Source organism: Stieleria neptunia, from assembly GCF_007754155.1.
GTDB classification, from domain to species: Bacteria; Planctomycetota; Planctomycetia; order Pirellulales; family Pirellulaceae; genus Stieleria; species Stieleria neptunia.
This window is the reverse complement of sequence record NZ_CP037423.1, coordinates 3,321,902-3,341,652: the sequence shown is the minus strand read 5'-3', so window position 1 is coordinate 3,341,652 and position 19,751 is coordinate 3,321,902. Positions and strand designations below refer to the sequence as shown.

Sequence of the window (19,751 nt, the reverse complement as noted above, 5' to 3'; positions counted from 1 at the left end):
AAACGAAAATCAAACTCGGTGGCCGGAAAGGATCCGTCGAACGATCCCCTCTAGTTTAGCCGCCGCGGCGTCCCCTGCCTCTAGCACTTCTGCATGATCGGCGACTTTCGCCCGGTCGGGGTCCGCCACATTGCTGACAATCGACAAAGCGAGCACCGACATGCCCAGATTCGCCGCCATTAACACCTCTCCTGCGGTGCTCATTCCCACCACATCCGCTCCGATGCGACGCATCATCCGGTACTCGGCACGGGTTTCATAGGTCGGGCCCAAGGTCGCCAGATAGGTTCCCTGGACGGCGACAAAGCCCCCTTCCCGGGCGGCGGACAAGGCGAGTGAGACGAGTTGTGGGTCAAAAAGCTGACCGCGCCGTCCGGCCGGAAAACCGATCGTGAAGCCGGCGGAGGCCGCCCCGGTTTCACTCGGCACCGTCTTGTCCGGCACCGTCTTGTCCGGTACTGCGATTTGCCGCCGCGCGTGAAGCCAATTGATCTGGTCGCACAGGACCACAATGTCGCCCACCGCCAGCTTCGGATTGACCCCGCCGGCCGCATTGCTGGCGATCAAACGCCTTGCCCCCAATCCCTGCATCACCCGGATGGGAAACGTCACCTGGTCGTCGGTCCAGCCTTCGTAACGATGCAATCGCCCCGCCATGGCGATCAACGGTTCGCCACCGAGCGTGCCAAAGACCAACTGCCCGCGGTGACCGCTGGCAGTCGAATGGGCAAACCCGGGGATGTCGCCGAAGGGCACGATGACGGGTGATTCGATCTTGTCGGCCAGCGACCCTAGTCCGCTGCCCAGAACGATCGCCGTGATGGTCGGCGCGGGGGCCTGCCCGGCAACCTGCGATGGGGCCTGACCGGCAACCTGCGATGGGGCCTGACCGGCAACCTGCATTGGGGTCTGACCGGCCGCATCCCAGCCGTACTCCCAATCCGGCGCCACGGTTTCGCGTAACATCGCGACCGCCGCCGCGACCGATGCATCCTGCGACGGCGTTTGATCCATCATGTGATCCCTCATGCAATTCGGGTTTGACCCGCTTCGGCCACAATCCCCGTCACAATTTTCAGCAACTGTGGCGCGGCGCGATTCGCCGTCGCGATGATTTCTTCAACGTTGGCCGGTTGCAGCGAATCGGGCAGACACATGTCCGTGATCACACTCAAACCGATCGTCTTTAACCCGCAATGCACCGCCACGATCGTTTCCGGAACGGTGCTCATCCCGACAACATCGGCGCCGATGGTGCGGAGGAATCGGTACTCCGCCCGCGTTTCCAGATTCGGGCCAGCGACGGCAACAAACACGCCGCGGTGGATTCCGATGTCTTCGCGGCGGGCCAATGCCAGCGTGCGATCAATCCACTGTTGATCGTAGGGTTCACACATGTCGGGAAAACGTGGCCCCAAACGATCATCGTTGATGCCGATCAATGGGTTGTCGCCCATCAAATTGATCTGGTCATCGATCACCATGATGTCGCCCGATTGGTAGTACGGGTTCAATCCGCCACAGGCGTTGCTGACGATCAACAACTCGGCGCCCAAGCGTTTGAACACCCGGACCGGCAACGTGATCTGTTTCAGCGGATAGCCCTCGTACATGTGAAATCGCCCTTCCATCGCGACGATCGGCACCCCTTCTAAAAATCCACAGACCAACCGTCCGCGATGGCTGGTCGCCGTGGACGTCGGAAAATGGGGGATCTCGCCATATTCGATCGACGCTTTGACATCAATTTGATCGACCAAACCACCCAGCCCGGTTCCCAGGACGAGGGCGACTTTCGGCGTTTCCGCAAACGCATTTTGAATGACCGCGGCGGCTTCTTCAATTTTTTCGTACAGATCAAGCATGTCAAATGTTGGGATGAATCATGGGGTGAACGAGAGCGCGACGCACGAATCATAACGCACGACGACTCGGCTGCCATCGTCGGCCAAAACCTCGTTAAACTCTTCCATCAGCGGCGACGATTTGTCTCCTCTCTTGTCCGCCCGGATTTTCTCCGCCCGCAATTCTGCACACCCGCATTCGCTCCATGGCCATCCCCGATCCTGACCAGTTCGAAAAGCTGGCGTCGTTCTACCTCGGGCGTCAATACGATCTTTCATCGAATCAGCGGCTGGACCAGTTGCTGATGTACGACAGCAAAGACCTCTGTACGCACGCGATGTGCGTGGGGATGACCGGCAGCGGTAAAACAGGTCTGTGTCTGGCCTTGTTGGAAGAAGCCGCCATCGATGGGGTCCCCGCGATTTGCGTCGACCCCAAGGGTGACTTGGCAAACCTGTTGCTGGCCTTCCCCGATCTCGCGCCGAGTGATTTCAAACCTTGGTTGGAGCAAAGCGATGCGACGCGGAAAGGGATGAGTGTCGACAAACTGGCCGAGACAACGGCAACCCGGTGGCGAGAGGGTCTGGCATCCTGGGGGCAATCGCCCCAGCGGATCCAGACCTTCAAGGACGCCGTCGACATCGCGGTCTACACCCCGGGCAGCAACATCGGACTCCCGCTGACGGTGCTGAAGAGTTTCGATGCGCCCCCGCCTGAATTGCTGGACGATACCGAAGCGATCGGCGAAAAAGTCACCGGCGCGGTCTCGGGCTTGTTGACCTTGATGGATCTCGACGCCGACCCGTTGACTTCACCGGCTCACATTCTGCTCTCGTCGATTTTGACGCACGAGTGGCGCGAGGGACGCAACGTCTCGATCGCCAACCTGATCCGCCTGATTCAATCACCGCCGATCACACGGATCGGCGTCGTCGACTTGGATTCCTTCATGCCCGGTGCGGAACGCTCGAAACTGGCGATGCGATTGAACAACCTGCTGGCGTCGCCCGCGTTCGCGTCATGGTTGGAAGGCGAAACGCTGTCGATCGACAAACTGCTCTACACCGCCAAGGGCCAACCGCGTGTGTCGATTCTGTCCATCGCTCATCTCCGTGACAGCGAACGAATGTTCTTTGTCACCTTGTTGTTGAACGAGTTGGTGGCCTGGATGCGGCGCCAAACCGGGACCGGCTCGCTGCGGGCGATGTTTTACATGGACGAAGTCGCCGGGTACTTTCCGCCGGTCGCCAATCCGCCCAGCAAGCCGCCGATGTTGACGCTGCTCAAGCAAGCCCGCGCGTTCGGCTTGGGCGTCACCCTGGCGACGCAAAATCCCGTCGACTTGGATTACAAGGGATTGTCCAACATCGGCACTTGGTTCCTGGGACGGCTGCAAACCGAACGCGACAAGGCCAGGGTCTTGGAAGGCCTGGAGGGGGCCGCCGGACAATCCGGCCAACCCTTCGATCGCAATCGGATGGAACAGATTCTGGCGGGGCTGGGCAACCGTGTTTTCCTGATGAACAACGTTCACCAGGGCGATCCGGTGACGTTCCAAACGCGTTGGGCGATGTCGTTTCTGGCCGGGCCGCTGGCCAGAACACAGATCAGCGATCTGATGAAAGATCGAAAATCGGCGGCTCAAGCGAGTCGCGAGGAAAACAGCGAATCGATCGCAGAGGAACATCCATCACCCCAGCGTCCGGTCATCCCGGCAGGCGTCGAAGAACGTTTCCTCGGCCAGTCCCAAGCTGCCAAACGGGGCTGCAAAAAAGTCTATCGCCCGGCGCTGGTCGGCAAAGCGTCGATGCATTTCATTCGCGCCAGTGCCGACCTGGACCATTGGGTCGACACCGTGCGGCTGCTGTGCTGTGGCGGCGGCGTCCCCGAAGACCTCTGGGAACGCAGCAAACCGCTTTCACCGGATGCCGAGCTGTTGACCGAACCGGACGAAGCATTTCAGTTCAGCGATTTGCCGGACGACATGCGAAGCAAGTCGCGATACCGCACGTTCAAGTCCAAGCTGAAAGACTATTTGTACCGCCACGAGTTCGCCACACTCTACAAGTGCCCCGGGATGACGGGGTACGCGCCCGGCGTCAACACCGAGCAGCAAGCCCGACGCCATTTCCAGCAATTGCTGCGTGAAAAGCGCGACCTGGAAACGGAAAAACTTCGTGACAAATACGACGCCAAGGTGCAATCGGTCGAAAAGAAAATCCGTACCGCAGAAGATCGTGTCGAACGCGAGCAGTCTCAGTACGGTCAAGCCAAGTGGTCCACGATCCTGTCGGTCGGCAATTCGATCCTGGGCGCCTTCATGGGTGGCCGGCGCGGCGGGGTGATGACCGCCGCGCGGGGAGTCGGACGCGCGACGCAGCAGGCCGACGACGTGCGCCGGGCCGAAGAAGCACTGAAAGACCTGCACGATGACATCAAAAAGCTGGAAGACGAACTGGACGAGGAGATCGAAGAACTTGCCAAGGAGTGCGACATCGACAAGATTGAATTGGAAACCACCGAGATCCCGCCGCGAAAAAGTGATCTGAAAACGGAAGACGTCCTCGTCCTCTGGACGCCTTGGCAAGTCGACGCCAACGGTATCGCCACGCCGCTGTTTGACTGAATGCTGTATGACTGAATGCTGTATGAATGAGTATGTTTCAACTAGCCACCCCACTGCCGAACGCTGTGAGGCATTTTTCCCCTGTGTCTGTTGAGGTTTTAGCGGCAGGGCGCGAGCCCTCCGGTTGCTCCTCTTTGCCCAACCACCGGAGGGCTCGCGCCCTACCGCTAACAAATGCTTCACAGCGCTGCCCTCTGCCCCCCCAACCAACACACTGACATGAAAGACTTTAAAATCATTCCGACCGACGACGAACTGGAAACGCTCCAACGCGACCTCAGCTTTCACCCGGCCGGCGTCGCCGATCCCAAGACATTGACGCGTCAGCAGATCGACCACTTTAACGAGCGTGGGTTCATCGCCCCGCTGGACATTTTTTCCAGTGATGAAATCAGCGAGATCCGTAACTACTTTGACGATCTACTCCGCAAGGTCACCGCAGGTGGAGGCGACAGTTATTCCATCAGCTCGGCGCACCTGAAGTACGGCCCCGTTTATGACATCTTAAAAGACCCACGGATCGTGGACCCGGTCGCGGATCTGTTTGGCGAAAATGTGATCGGTTGGGGGTCGCACTTCTTCTGCAAAATGCCCGGTGATGGAAAGTCGGTCGCCTGGCACCAGGACGCCAGCTATTGGCCGTTGTCGCCCAGCAAGGCGGTCACCGTCTGGTTGGCAATCGACGACGCCGATCAAGAAAACGCGTGCATGAAATTTATCGCGGGGTCTCATACCAAGGGGCACATGACCTATCGCCCCAGCGACTCGACCGAACACAACGTGCTGAACCAAACGATCGATGATCCGGAGCAGTACGGGGAATTGGTTTACGATCCGCTGAAAGCGGGCCAGGCATCGATCCACGCGGATTTATTGCTGCACGGCAGCGACGCCAATGATTCCAACCGGCGACGTTGTGGGCTGACGCTGCGCTACTGCAGCGCCGAGGTGCACGCCGCGCTCGGCTGGAACGAAAAAGGGGTGCAGGTCCGCGGCACCGACCCGAAGGGGCACTGGAGCAACCAACCGCGACCGGAATAGTGCTTTCCGAAGCCGCGACGTCGGGGGCACGAAGCGTCCCCCCGACGCATCAAGTGAAGAAATAACCCTCCCTGGCAGGGAGGGTCGAGCGCAGCGAGGGGAGGTTTTTTACTTGTTCCCGGGCTCCGCCTGGGAACACACTGTCACGGAGGCTCCTGCCTCGTACCCGCCAGCGGCGTGTGGCAGGGGGCGTCGATTGCATCAATGACGGATTTGATCGTAGCGCAAGGCGCCAAGACGTTTGCAGCGCCGGCCCTCTCTGGCGTTTGCTTGCTGCGCAAACGCCGTCTCTCCCAAGGGGAGAGAATCTAAGGACCGTCGGAAGAATAAGTGGGATAGGCTTCCAGCCTTTCATGGCGAAAACGACAGCCTGGCGCTGTCCGGCCAATGCCTGACGGGTTTCCGGAACAACCGGGGACGAAGAAGTTGACGATGGTTGGGTTTCCCAGTAGAGTCAAGGGAGTGGAAGCTCGCCGTATACACGGGTTTCCGCCCCCGCCTGCCCCTTCCTGGGCTACCTACACGGAACGTCCTGACCACGTCCGGATGTTTTTCGTGTCGGACTGGCCTTCGTCAGAAATGAATGTTCCGCAGGACTTTCCGTTTCCGACGCGTCGAATGGTCATTGTCCTTTCGAAATGATCACGCGACGGGTCACCGGCGCGGTCACTGCGGATCCGACGGGATTGTTACCCAGGTATCCACTGTGAAAACTCGCTTCTTCTTCGGTCGGGTCGCCGCCGCATTCGTGCTGGTGTCCGTTGGTTTCTCTCAAACGCTCGTGGGTTCGGTTGCCGCTGAAACCCCGGTGAGTTTCTCGAAGCAAATCGATCCGATCTTTCGCCAGCACTGTTACGGTTGCCATCAAGGCGCCAAGCAGTTCGGCGGCTACGTGATGACGGACTTTGCGTCGCTGGTCAACGGCGGTGAGACGGGCGAGCCGGCGATCGTGCCCGGGAAACCCGATGAAAGCTATTTGATCGAGCAGATCACCCCGGTCGACGGCGTGGCCGAGATGCCCAAACCGCCGTCCAAGCCGATCAGCGACGTCGAATTGGAATGGGTGCGGCGTTGGATCGCCGAGGGAGCGGTGAATGACTCGCCGAGCGACACCGCGATCCCGTTCAGCAACAAAAATCCACCGCACTACAACGAAGCCCCTTCGGTTCCCTCGATCGACGTCTCGCCCGACGGAAAACAAGTCGCCGTCGCGGGCTACCACGAGGTCTTGCTGATCGATGCCGCCGACGGCGCGATCCAAAGCCGCTTGATCGGGATCAGTCCGCGGATCAATTCGGTGCGTTACAGCCCCGACGGAAACCGCTTGGCCGCGATCGGTGGCACGCCGGGTGTTCGTGGTGAAGTGCAAATCTGGAATCCCACCACCGGCGAATTGGAACTGTCGGTGCCGTTCACCTACGACGCCCTTTCCGGCGCAAGCTGGTCCCCCGACAACAGCAAACTCGCCTTCGGTGCCTCGGATAATGTGGTCCGCGCGATCGACGCCCAAACCGGTCAACAAGTGCTGTTCCAGGGCGCCCATGACGACTGGATTCGCGACGTGGCCTTCACCCCCGACGGAGCGCACCTGGTGTCCGTCGCACGGGACATGTCCTGCAAATTGACCGAGGTGGAAACCGAGCGTTTCATCGACAACATCACCTCGATCACGCCTGGGGCGCTGTCGGGCGGATTGAGCAGCATTGCGATGCACCCGGAGCGAAACGAGATCTTGATCGGCGGCGCCGACGGTGTCGCCAAGGTCTATCGCATCTTCCGCGAAACCGCCCGCAAGATCGGTGACGATGCCAATTTGATCCGCAAGCTGCCCGCGATGAAGGGGCGGATCTTCAACGTCGCGATCAACCACGACGCGACCCGCATCGCCGCGGTGGCAACCCTGAACGGCAAATCCGAAGTCCGCGTGTGGTCGTATGATTTTGACGGCACACTGACGGATGAACTGAAAAAGATTCTCGCCAAACGCATCAACGATCGGTCGGCCGAAGAAAAGAAAAAAGCGGACGCGTACCGTAAAACGGAAACCAAAGAATTCGCATCGCACCGCATCGACGATGCCGCGGCCTACGCGATTGCGTTCGCACCGGACAATTCGCTTTACATCGCCGCCAGCAACGGACAACTCCAGCGGCTCGCCGCCGACGGCACGCTGGGCGCAACCTTCGAAGTGTTCCGGGCCGCCGAACGGCAGGCCGCAAACGAAGCAGACGCGATCGCGGACCGCTTCGATGCCGAGGCCTGGATCGGCCAATTGGACACCGCCGGGCAAGCCGATGTGGACCCGAAATCGATTCAATCGATCGACGTCGCGCCCCAAACCGCCGCACTGAATTCTCCCTACGCCTACGTCCAATTGGTCGTCACCGCCACGACCATCGGCGGCGAAACACTGGACGTCACCCGTGCGTGCAACTTCCAAACCCCAGCGTTTATCGCTTCCAACGCCGCCGGTTTGCTCTGTCCGACCCGGGATGGCAATGGCAACGTCGTCGTTTCGCTCGGTGACCATCAAAGCACCATGACCGTCGCCGCAACACAAATCACCGAGGGCCCCAGCGAATCGATCGGCGCGGTCGATTTCATTCAAGACGTCAATCCGGTCCTCAGCCGACTCGGTTGCAATCAAGGAACCTGTCACGGGGCACAAAAGGGCAAGAACGGATTCAAGCTTTCGCTCCGCGGCTATGACCCGATCTTTGATCTGCGGGCGTTGACCGATGACCTGGCTGCGCGGCGAATCAACGCGGCCGCCCCGGAACAGTCTCTGATGCTCCGCAAACCCTTGGGACTGACGCCACACGAAGGCGGCGCGCTGATGGCTCACGGCGATCCCTATCACGCGATCCTGCGACGCTGGATCGCCGACGGCAGTCGTTTGAACTTGGACGCCCCGCGAGTGACGAAGCTGGAGATCTATCCGCAGAACCCGGTGATCCAGACGATCGGAACCGAGCAACAGGTCCGACTGGTCGCCCATTTCGCCGATGGCAACACACGGGATGTGACGCGTGAAGCGTTCATCGAAAGCGGCAACACCGAAGTCGCCTCGTCGGGCAAGGGCGGCTTGTTAACGGCCGTCCGTCGCGGCGAAGCGGCCATCCTGGCGCGGTACGAAGGACAATACGCCGCCACGACGTTGACCGTGATGGGCAATCGTGACGACTACCAGGACCAAGACTACCAAACCTGGGGGAAAATCGACGAGCTGGTTGCCGCCAAATGGCGACGCGTCAAAGTCCAGCCCAGTGGATTGTGCGACGACGCCGCGTTCCTGCGACGCGTGACCTTGGATTTGACCGGATTGCCGCCGTCCAGCGAACAAGTCCGTGAATTCCTGACCGACGACACGCCGACGCAAGAGAAACGTGCCCGCAAGATCGATCAACTGCTCGGCAGCGAAGGCTACGTCGACTACTGGACCAACAAGTGGGCCGACCTGCTGCAGGTCAATCGAAAGTTTCTGGGCGTCGAAGGCAGCAAGGCGTTTCGCGATTGGATACGCAACGCCGTCGTGGAGAACCGTCCCTACGACCAGTTCGCCCGACAGATCTTGACCGCCACGGGTTCGAACAAAGACAACCCGGCGGCCAGCTACTTCAAAGTGCTGCGTGATCCCGAAAACACGATGGAAAACACCACGCACTTGTTCTTGGGCATTCGATTCAATTGCAACAAGTGCCACGATCACCCGTTCGAGCGTTGGACTCAAGACCAATACTACGAGATGGCGGCGTTCTTTGGCCAAGTCGCCCTGGAAAACGATCCCGCCTCCGGTGGGAAAAAGATTGGGGGAACCGCCGTCGAGGGCGCCAAACCGCTGTACGAAAAGGTGGTCGACAAGAAACAGGGCGAAGTCATTCACGCACGCACCGGCGACGTCGCGCCGCCGAGCTTCCCTTATGACGTCCCCTGCGAGATGCCCGAACAAGGCACCCGCCGCGAAAAGTTGGCGGCCTGGATGACCGACGCCGACAACCCGTACTTCGCACGCAGCTTCGTCAATCGCTTGTGGGGCTATTTGTTGGGCGTCGGATTGATCGAGCCGATCGATGACATCCGTGCCGGCAACCCGCCGACCAACCCCGAGTTGCTCAATCATCTGACCGACCAGTTTGTCGCCTCGGGGTTTGATGTCCGCGCCATGTTGCGGCAAATCTGCAACAGCCGCACGTATCAGTTGAGCGTCGCGACCAACCCGCTCAATGAAGACGACACGTTGAACTACGCGCGTGCGATGCCGCGGCGTCTGCCCGCCGAAGTCATCTACGACGCCGTCCACGCGCTGACCGGTGCCGAAAGCAACATCCCCGGAATGCCCAAAGGCACGCGTGCGGCTGCCGTCACCGATTCCGGCGTCAAACTCAATGACGGCTTCTTGCAAAACCTGGGACGTCCGGTTCGCGAAAGCGCCTGTGAATGTGAACGCTCCAGCGAACTGCAACTCGGCCCGATCATGGCCTTGATCGGAGGCCCCACGGTGGCGACCGCCATCGCCGATCCCAAGAACGAACTGGAACGCATCGTCCAAGAAAACCCGGACGACCGCGATCTGGCCGCCGAGATTTTCCTCCGCTCGATCGGTCGACCGCCAAGCGAAACCGAATTGGCGGCGTTCGATCAAATCAAACAACAGATCAAAATCGACCACGAGTTGCTCGAGAAAGAACTGGCCGCCAAAGAAATCGAGTGGGCCGAGCGGAAGCAGGAATTGGAGCAGATCCGCGAAGCCAAACTTGCCGAGACGAAAGCCCAACTCGCCGCACGGATCGAAGCCGCCAAACCGGAACAAGAACGGCTGGCCAAAGAACGTGAGGCACGAATCGAAAAGGCCACCAAGGCGCTCGAAGACGTCAACAAACAGTTGGCCGAAAAAGTGAAACAGTGGGAAACCGAACACGCCGCGGCAGTCGAATGGCATCCGCTTCGACCATCCAAAGCGGTCTCGACCAACAAAGCCAAGCTGGTTGCTGCGGACGACCGTTCGATCACCGCCAGCGGTCAAACCGGCAAGGCCGTCTACACGATCGAGTATCCGACGTCGCTGAAAAACATCACCGGATTCCGCCTGGAAGCCCTCTCCGATCCGTCGTTGCCCAGCAACGGCCCCGGCCTACCGCCCAACGGAAACTTTGTGATCACCGAATTCGAAATCAAAGTCGCTTCCAAGTCCGATCCCAAAACCTTTGCGGATGTAACGATTGCAAGCGGCAAGGCTGATTTCTTGCAACCGAACTTCACGATCGAAGCGACCTTTGACGGCAACAAACGCGGGCAAGGCGGCTGGGCGGTGGCCGGCGCGACCGGTGCCGACCACTGGGCCACGTTCAAGCTGAAGCAAGCGATCGAAAACCCCGACGGCTGTGTGCTGCAGTTCCAGATCCACCAGTTTCATAATGCCGCCGAACACCAGTTGGGCAAGTTCCGCATCAGCGCGACGACCGACGCGGGCGAGATTCCACTGGACCTGCCCGAAACGTTTCGCGCCATCGTCGCGACACCGGACGCCGATCGTGACGACGCGGCGAAACAAAAGCTCATCGATTACGTCGGCAAAACCGACCCGGACCGAGCCAAGGCCGAAACCGCATTGGCCGAAGCCCGCAAGGCGGTCCCTCGCGACGCCGAAACGGTTCGGTTGGAGCAACGTCGCGACGCCTTGTCCGTCGCAACGCCCGATGACGCCCGAATCATTCGGCTGCGAAATGACGTCGCGCAAAGTAAACAGCAAGTCGAACGATTGCGTTTGACCGCGGCAGAAGACCTGACGTGGGCACTGATCAACAGCCCCGCCTTTTTGTTCAACCACTAGAAACATCCCTTCGGAGAACCCAACCATGCTTTCGTTCAAAGGCTTCGCCGCCAAAGACCTTTGCGATCCCCACCTGGCTCCGTCACGCCGCACGTTCTTGCGTGTCGGCGGGTGCGGGATGCTGGGGTTGTCGCTGCCCCAATTGATGCAACTTCAAAACGCCTCGGCCGGTGAGGTGCTCGGTGGCGGTCCCGGTTGGGGCAAAGCCAAGAGCATCATCATGGTGTATCTGCAAGGCGGTCCCAGTCACTTGGACCTTTGGGATCCCAAGGAAAACGTTCCCGACAACGTCAAAAGTCAGTTCAGCCCGATCAGCACCAAAATCCCGGGCATCAAGTTCACCGAGAACCTGCCGCAGTTGAGCCAATTGAATGATCGTTTCACCATGATTCGATCGATGTCCTACACACCCAACGGTCTGTTCAATCACACCGCGGCGATCTATCAGATGATGACGGGCTACACGACCGACAAGGTCAGTCCGTCGGGACAACTGGAACCACCCTCGCCGAAAGATTTCCCGAATTTCGGCAGCAACATTGTCAAGATGCAGCCGGTGGATGAACCGATGCTGCCCTTCGTCATGTTGCCGCGGCCCTTGCAAGAATCCAACGTCGTCGGCAAGGGCGGGACGGCCGGTTTCTTGGGCAAGTCCTATGACCCCTACACGCTCTATCCAGATGGCGATGATCTGGACATGAGCAAGATGAACCGCATCAAGATCGACGACCTGAAATTGCGTCCGGAAGTGTTCAGCGTGCGGCTGAAGCGACGGGCCCAGTTGCGAAATCTGCTCAACGCACAGATGCCCGAGATCAACAAGGCCGTCGAGAGTTTTGAGCTGGATGAGTACTACGATCGCGCGTTGTCGCTGATCGTTTCGGGCCGGGCTCGCGAGGCGTTTGACTTGGCCAGCGAACCGGATGATTTGCGCGACAAGTATGGCCGCAACACCTTCGGCCAAAGTTGCTTGCTCGCGCGACGTCTGGTCGACGCCGGCACCCGTGTCGTCGAAGTCATTTGGCCCAAGGTCGCCAACAGCGACAACCACTCGTGGGACCATCACAGCGGATTGAGTAAGCGGATGAAGGAACAATCGGCGCCGATGCTGGACGCGGGACTGTCGACGCTGATCGAAGACCTGGATGACCGCGGCATGTTGGAAGACACGCTGGTCGTCGCCGTCGGTGAATTCGGCCGCAGCCCACAACGTGGCGTCAGCACCAGTGGCAACAACAACTCCGACGACGGACGCGACCACTGGCCGTACTGTTACACGGCCGTGATGGCAGGCGCCGGAACCAAACGCGGTTACGTGCACGGCAAGAGCGACAAAACCGCATCGGCCCCGCTGGAAAACCCCGTCCATCCGGCCGAGTTGTTGGCGACGATCTATCACAGTTTTGGCATCCATCCCGAAACCATCGTCTACAACCACCTGAACCAGCCGCGAGAGTTGGTCAAGGCACAAGCGTTGACGGCGTTGTTGAGTTAGGGGTGTCACCCAGGTCCGCTGAGGCCAGGCTGAGCTGAACCCACCGATGGAGAGCAGCCTGGGATCCGTGGGTCCGCGCTGCTATCCGTGGGTTTCATTTAACTCGTTCCAGGGCTTTCAACTCGTTCCAGGGCTTTCAACTCGTTCCAGGGCTCCGCCTTGGAACGCACGGTCGGTGTGGCTCCGCCACACGCCGCTGGCCGGCAGAAGGAGGTCGGAGCCTGCAAGACGTGGTATTCCCAGGCGGAGCCCTACGCCGTGAACGATTTTCAGCGGCAGGGCGCGAGCCCTCCGGTGTGTTGGCAAAAAGGCGCAAGCCGGAGAGTTCGGGCTGTCGATTGAGTGGGATTCGTCGAGCCAATGGTGAGCCGCTGGCCGTCAGGCCTCGGGCGGGCGCCTGGATGCCCGGCCGCTTACGCGTCGCGGCTCACTCACTAAACCGACAGCCCGCTTGCGCCCTGCCGCTAAAACCTCGTCAAGACCAGAAAAAAAATCGTTCACGGCGTCCGGCGGAGCCCGGGAACAAGGGAAGTATCTGACGTAACCCTCCCGTGTGCGGGAGGGTCGAGCGCAGCGAGGGGAGGGTTCTCGGGCAGAAGGAAATGAGCAAATGCTGCGGAATATTCTTTCGCAGCTGTCTTTCTGTTGACGTGATTCCCCACCACGATTTTCCCCTCGACGGAACTTTTTACAGGCGGGTTTGAAAATCGTTCTACGCGTCAGGCGTTTCTGCCGGTTGGCGTTTGATCACTGCCATCGAATTTTCACCCGGCAATTCACGGTGATTTCTTGCCCCGCACGTTTTTCGTGGCCGTGATTGGTCCGGTCGATGCATCCCTCGCCGTTTCAATGCTCGCCGGCATTTGAATCCATCACGATTCCCGGCGGGCGGACGATTGAAACGCGATCGCACTGCATGGGCAGGCCGCGTTTCAATCCATCACACCTTGATCGAAGGATAAGAAGGTATGAAACGTTTGAGTGTACAGGCTTTGGAAAGCCGAAAGCTGTTGGCTGCTGATATCGGCGTTGTGGATACGACGTTGTCTATCGAAGGCACCGGCGGCAATGACATCGCGGAAGTCTACACGGTGGAAAACTCTATCGTCGTTAAACTGCAAACCCAAGACGCCGACGGCGAAGTCGCGTCGATGGAGCAGAGTTTTGACGCGGAACTGATCGATGGCATCATCTTCGAAGCCTTGGGCGGCGATGACCTGTTGGTCAACGATACGTCAATCGATTCCATCATGCGAGCCGGCGGCGGCAATGATGTCGTCCTGGGCGGTGCGGGTCGCGACATTCTGGTCGCCGGTGCGGGTGCCGACGTCGTGCTCGGCGGCGGTGGCGACGACGTGATCTTGGGCGGTCCCGGCGACAACGTGATCATCGACTCGACCGGCGACGCACCGTCCGACACGCCGTCTGACACGGTCGTGGAAGAGGACACGATTGTCGACGAGACGTCCGATGCGCCGTTGGCCGAAGACTCCGATGATCAAAGCTCCGATGTCGATGACACCCCGCTGGGCGATCTGTTGACCAGCGATGACACGGAAACTCAAGACTGCGATGACGAACCGGCCGCGGAATCCGATTCCGAAACCACCGCCGATCTGAATCCTGAGGACACCGTCGGAATTCTCGGTCAGCCCGATAGCGAAGACGGAGACACAAGCGATGACGCGATCGAGCCTGTCGGCGAAGTCAGCGGAGAGCCCGTTGATGAAGTCAGCGGTGAACCCGTCGATGAAGTCGTCGTCGACTCGACCGATGAAGTGACCGGCGAACCCGTTGATGAAGTGACCGGCGAACCCGTTGATGAAGTCGTCGTTGACCCGACCGATGAAGCCACCGGTGAACCCGTTGATGAAGTCGTCGTTGACCCGACCGATGAAGCCAGCGGTGAACCCGTCGATGAAGTCGTCGTCGATCCGACCGATGAAGCCAGCGGTGAACCCGTCGATGAAGTTGTCGTCGATCCGACCGACGAAGCCAGCGGTGAACCCGTTGATGAAGTCGTCGTCGACCCGACCGATGAAGCCACCGGTGAACCCGTCGATGAAGTCACTGTCGACCCGACAGATGAAGTCAGCGGTGAACCCGTCGATGAAGTCACTGTCGACCCGACCGATGAAGCCACCGGTGACCCCGTCGATGAAGTCGTCGATCCGACCGACGAAGTCGATGGCGAAGTCACCGGTGACGTGGATGGCGAAGTCAGCGGCGAAGTGACTGGTGAAGTCGATGGCGAAGTCAGCGGCGAAGTCACCGGTGAAGTGACTGGCGAAGTCGATGGTGAAGTGACTGGCGAAGTCGATGGTGAAGTGACTGGCGAAGTCGGCGGCGATCCTTCGGATGCTCCCGAGTCGCAGTCTGACATCATCGATCCCCAGCCCGTTGCCGAAGACAGCGATTCCGAAGACAGCGATTCCGTCGATCCGGTGGCCGAAGAAACGGATGAATCCTCGGACGTCGCCGCAGAAGACGCCGACGGCGGTGCCGGTGACGAAACCGATAACGACATCATCTTCGGTGGTACCGGCAACGACTGGATCTTCGGTGAAAGCGGTGACGACACCATTTTCGGCGGTGACTCACCCCTCGGCGAAGAACTGTTGACGCAACTGCTCAGCAGTCGCTTGGCCTGAATCAATTTCTAAACGAGCGTTCGATGCGCTCGGACTCTGTTCGGCCCGGGGCAAGGATGCTCCTACGCCGGATCGTACGCGCCGCTTCCCAAGCCCGGACCGCGTGGGATGAAGTGACACATCCCGATCCCCAGGAAGTACAGGAACATCAGGGGAACCGCCAGGGCGACCATGCTGGTCACGTCGGCGGGCGTCAGCAGCATCGACAAGACGAAAATCACCAAGATCGCCACCCGCCAACTGCCGACATACATCTCGGTTTCGATCAGCCCGATGCGTTGCAAGAACAACATCACCAGTGGCAACTGAAACGCCAGTCCGAAACCCAGCGGCAACAACAGCACAAAATTGATGTAATAGGTCAGCCGAGGCTCGACTTCCACATCCATGCTGCCGTTGAACGCGAGCAGGAAGTTCAAGACGTAGTGCAGCACCAGAAAGAATGCCAGCACCACGCCGGAAACGAACAGCGTCACACTGACCGGTAAATACACATAGACGTACTTGCGTTCGTGTTGATGCAGTCCGGCGGCGACGAATTGCCAAAGGAAATAAAACACGCCCGGCGAAGACAGCACCGCACCGACGATCAATCCCGCCTTGACCCAAATCATGAACGACTCTTCGACCTTGAACGTGCTGAGCCCCTTGGTGTCGCGGATGAATTGGACTTTGGGTCGCAGATCCGACGCCGCGGGAAGGGCACGCAAGATGTCCGCGATCTCACGCGGTTTGACGCGTGCCCCGGGAGTCGCAGCGACCGGACCGCCGACCCCGGCGATCGAGACCGCGGGCGTGGACTCTGCGATCGGTTCCTCGTCGGGCGCCGCTGCCTCAGCCGACTGCTCGGCATTTGCCGGTTCACCGCCAGGCTGCTGTGTGTCGGGCTGCTCGTCTGGCGACGTCTCGGCGTTCGGCGTCTCGGCGTTCGGCGTCTCGGCGTTCGGCTGTTCGGTGTTCGGAGGCTCGGGCTCGGGCTCGGGCGATTCCCTGTCAGCCGATGCTTCGGATTTCGAGCCGGCCGCCGGAATCAGTTCGATCGATTCGGGCGTCAGGTTTTGCAGTTCGTCGGGTATCTCGTAGATCACCTGCCATTTCAGCGAGCGTTCGGTGATCAACGGCAACAAGGCCTGAACATCTGGATCGTCCAAGTCTTCGTAGCCGAGCATTGCTAAACTTCGCTTGGCGTTGAAGTCCACGATCGCCGCCTTGAGCGGTTCGGCGACATAGCGGACCACTTGGTTGGCGACCGTCAATCCGACGGCCAGTCCAATGCCTAGGCAGATGATGGCACGGACGAGAGAATGACGAAGCTCTTCGAGGTGCTCGCCGAAAGTCATCGTCGAATTTTCGAAAAGATCGTCTTTCGGCCGTGTGGCTTGGGGAGAGCGGGCCGAAGGGTTGCGTTGAGCCGTAGCGTCCACGATTGATCACTGTTCCAGGAAAGTTGAATGAGCGCGATAGACCGACACGGCCGTCTACAGCGAGTGACGGCGATCGGACCACCAGAAAGAATTCCATCAGAGAGAATTCCTTGGCTCGGCCGAAATCCATAGCCGAACAGTTTAGCAAAAGCGTCCGGAAAGTCGGACTGTCCTTGTCCGCTACATTTGGCGCTTTCATGCAGATCTTCGTGACCGCGGATTCATCATCCGTATATTTGAACCAATTGCGCCGCCATTTGTCACCTCCAGGAAGACTATGTTTGAGAAAGAATCTCCGTATCCCCTCCAATTCCGCCCCCTGATCAAACAAACCCTCTGGGGAGGCTGCAAGTTGGGGCAGTTGCTGGGAAAACCCATCGGCGACGAACAGAACTACGCCGAAAGCTGGGAAATCGTGGATCACGGCCAGGATCAGAGCGTGGTCGAGAACGGTCCACTGGCCGGCCAAACCCTCTCTGGGCTGATTCAAAATGACGCAGCCTGGACGTTGGGATCATCGTCCAAGGAAGCCAAGTTTCCGCTGCTCTTGAAATACCTGGACTGCAATCGTGTGCTCTCGGTCCAAGTCCACCCCGACGACGCCTACGGGGCGACGATGGAGGTCCCCGACCGCGGCAAGACCGAAGCCTGGTACGTGGTCGATGCCGAACCCGAAAGCCTGATCTATGCGGGCCTGAAATCGGGTGTCGATCGCGACGCCCTGGCCGCCGCGATGGCCGCCGGCGAAACCGACCGCGTGCTGCACTCCTTTCATCCTTCACGCGGTGATTGCGTGTTCATTCCGGCGGGGACCGTCCACGCCCTGGGCGCCGGTTTGGTGATCGCGGAAATCCAACAATCCAGCGACACGACGTTCCGACTGTTCGACTGGAACCGGGTCGGCGCCGACGGAAACCCGCGGCCATTGCACATCGAGCAATCGCTGGCGGTCACCGATTACGAATCCGGTCCCGTCGAAGCACTCCAGAGCGACCCGTCGGCCTCCGGTTGGCAACAACTGGTCGCCTGTGACAAGTTCGTGCTCTCGTCGCTGGAAAACGGCAGCGGGGTCGTCGGCGGTGACGGACGGTTTCACATCCTGACCGTCCCGATCGGAACCGCGACGTTGACGACCGATGACGCATCGATCCAGCTACGGCGGGGACAGTCCCTGTTGTTGCCCGCGGCGATGCCCGAATGCTCGATCGCCGTCCACGCCGATTCGACGGTGTTGCGGGCCGAGTGACGGGGCCGGAACGCAAAAGTGGGATAGGCTTCCAGCCTGTCAATGCGAAAGTGGGATAGGCTTCCAGCCTGTCAATGCGGAGATGACAGGCTAGAAGCCTATCCCACTGCGACTCCGTCTACTGTGACAACTCGTCGGTCATGATCCAGTCCGGCACCGGCACTTCGCTCTTGGCCCCGTTGGGCGTCAGGATTGCCTGGTAGACGTGATAGTCGATGGTGTTGGAGATCGACTTGGTGGCTCCGTCGGCAAACACCATGTTGACTTGATCGGAGTGGTTGGAAGTCGGTCGCGCAAGATCGCGGCAATTGCTGAGATCCATTTCCAAGATGTCATTGCGCTGGGCACCCGTGGTCCCCAATGTCCCGTTGATCCGGTGCACCGCTTGAACGGTCGGATAGTTTGGCGGGTTCGGTGGAACAATCGGCACATTGCGATCATCTTCGAAATGCCACACCATCCCCGTGGAGAATTTCGCCCGCAGGTAAGCTTGCATGATCGTCGGATTGGCGAACGACGGATTGGGCGTGGCGGACGGTTGTGCCCAATCCAATTGCCCGGTGCCACTGATCTGCTTCATGTCATTGCCGGCGCAGAATCCGGGCTGGAACCAAGCGAGTGCTTGAAGGTTTTCACTGAACATTGCCGTGTTCGTCTGGCCGTCACGGATGTCCTCCAGTGTCATCTTGCCTCCCGAAACCGCGAAGAAAGCGGGAGCAATCGCGTCACCCATGTAACCGCTTCGGAACAGACCGTTCTTGCTGTTCTCGGACTGATTGAAAACGAATGCGGCTCCGGCGGCACTTTGATTGTCGATCACAATTTGAACGAATGTTTTGGGGTTTGCATTGTTGAACCCCGAATCGACCGAGCCGTTGTTGCTGACGTAGCTGTTGTAGCCAAATCGGCCTCGTGAAACCGTGCTGCTGGGGCAGCGAAACACGTCCACCGTAGCGCCCGACAACTCATTCCAGGCCGCAACCCCGCCACCGTCGTCTTCCGAGATCACGGGGAATTTATTCAGTGACCAACGCTCGTACAGCGGCTGGTTGTCCAGAAACGGCAGAAGCTCAACCCCGTAGCCACCGATCTTCAGGTGCGGGGCGATCACGGGACCACCGGGAACCGCGGGGTCACTGCCGCCAGCAAAGCTCCCATAAAGATTCGTGTAATACGGCAACCGGCCTTTGTTGGAGTGAAAGGTCTGGGTTGCCAACCCCAGTTGCTTGAGGTTGTTCAAACACTGCACGTTTCGCATCCGCTCGCGAACGGCACCGATGGCGGGCAACAGCAAGCCGACCAAGATTCCGATGATGGCGATCACCACCAGCAACTCCACCAGGGTGAAACCCTTTGATTGACGTTTCATTTGCTCGCGTTCCGAACGAAAAGAGAAGAAGAGACCAGTGATCCGAATCTGTCGGATCTTCACGGCATGCGAACTGGCCGGCGTTGGTTTGTAATCGGTTCCCGCACGATTGGATCGGTTTTCATTATCGCGGTATTTGCCGGGGAGTGCAAATGCATCCGACCTTGAATTGCTAGAAAAATCGCCGCCGGCGACGGGATGTTGCATCAAAACGACGGCAAACG

General features: G+C 59.4%; 10 protein-coding genes. 6 read left to right on the top strand and 4 right to left on the bottom strand.

Features of this window, described 5'->3' with window-relative positions; all coding sequences use genetic code 11:
* Positions 1 to 9 precede the first annotated feature (9 nt).
* Together Enr13x_RS11745 and Enr13x_RS11740 are read right to left on the bottom strand one after the other, a co-directional pair.
* A complete protein-coding gene (locus Enr13x_RS11745) occupies positions 10 to 1,017 on the bottom strand; it encodes a purine-nucleoside phosphorylase (RefSeq protein WP_197455967.1) in 1,008 nt (335 codons plus the stop codon).
* An 8-nt stretch (positions 1,018 to 1,025) separates the two neighbouring features.
* Complete coding sequence (locus tag Enr13x_RS11740; RefSeq protein ID WP_145386225.1) at positions 1,026 to 1,865, bottom strand: purine-nucleoside phosphorylase; 840 nt, start codon at positions 1,863 to 1,865, stop codon at positions 1,026 to 1,028.
* Positions 1,866 to 2,050: 185 nt separating this feature from the next.
* Here Enr13x_RS11740 and Enr13x_RS11735 point away from each other — a divergent pair, with 185 nt between their 5' ends.
* The 5 genes from Enr13x_RS11735 to Enr13x_RS11715 all read left to right on the top strand — a co-directional run bounded on the left by Enr13x_RS11735 (position 2,051) and on the right by Enr13x_RS11715 (position 15,488).
* On the top strand, positions 2,051 to 4,471 hold the full coding sequence (locus tag Enr13x_RS11735; RefSeq protein WP_145386223.1) for an ATP-binding protein: 2,421 nt from the start codon (positions 2,051 to 2,053) through the stop codon (positions 4,469 to 4,471).
* A gap of 219 nt (positions 4,472 to 4,690) precedes the next feature.
* Positions 4,691 to 5,512 carry a phytanoyl-CoA dioxygenase family protein gene (locus tag Enr13x_RS11730; RefSeq protein ID WP_145386221.1) on the top strand — a complete coding sequence of 274 codons (822 nt, stop codon included), beginning with the start codon at positions 4,691 to 4,693 and terminating at the stop codon, positions 5,510 to 5,512.
* A gap of 706 nt (positions 5,513 to 6,218) precedes the next feature.
* On the top strand, positions 6,219 to 11,342 hold the full coding sequence (locus Enr13x_RS11725; RefSeq protein ID WP_231744223.1) for a DUF1549 domain-containing protein: 5,124 nt from the start codon (positions 6,219 to 6,221) through the stop codon (positions 11,340 to 11,342).
* A gap of 25 nt (positions 11,343 to 11,367) precedes the next feature.
* Positions 11,368 to 12,837, top strand: coding sequence for a DUF1501 domain-containing protein (locus Enr13x_RS11720; RefSeq protein ID WP_145386218.1), 1,470 nt, complete (start codon positions 11,368 to 11,370; stop codon positions 12,835 to 12,837).
* Positions 12,838 to 13,805: 968 nt separating this feature from the next.
* Entirely contained in the window at positions 13,806 to 15,488 is a 1,683-nt protein-coding gene (locus Enr13x_RS11715) for a calcium-binding protein (protein ID WP_145386217.1), read from the top strand.
* Positions 15,489 to 15,550: 62 nt separating this feature from the next.
* On the opposite strand, the gene tatC is transcribed toward Enr13x_RS11715, so the two are convergent.
* Positions 15,551 to 16,828 (bottom strand): twin-arginine translocase subunit TatC, encoded by a 1,278-nt coding sequence (gene tatC, locus Enr13x_RS11710; protein WP_145386215.1) that lies wholly within the window; start codon positions 16,826 to 16,828, stop codon positions 15,551 to 15,553.
* Between the two features lie 361 nt (positions 16,829 to 17,189).
* Here tatC and Enr13x_RS11705 point away from each other — a divergent pair, with 361 nt between their 5' ends.
* Positions 17,190 to 18,158 carry a type I phosphomannose isomerase catalytic subunit gene (locus Enr13x_RS11705; RefSeq protein WP_145386213.1) on the top strand — a complete coding sequence of 323 codons (969 nt, stop codon included), beginning with the start codon at positions 17,190 to 17,192 and terminating at the stop codon, positions 18,156 to 18,158.
* A 118-nt stretch (positions 18,159 to 18,276) separates the two neighbouring features.
* Here Enr13x_RS11705 and Enr13x_RS11700 read toward each other — a convergent pair whose 3' ends face one another.
* Complete coding sequence (locus Enr13x_RS11700) at positions 18,277 to 19,527, bottom strand: DUF1559 family PulG-like putative transporter (RefSeq protein ID WP_197455966.1); 1,251 nt, start codon at positions 19,525 to 19,527, stop codon at positions 18,277 to 18,279.
* Positions 19,528 to 19,751: the final 224 nt, after the last annotated feature.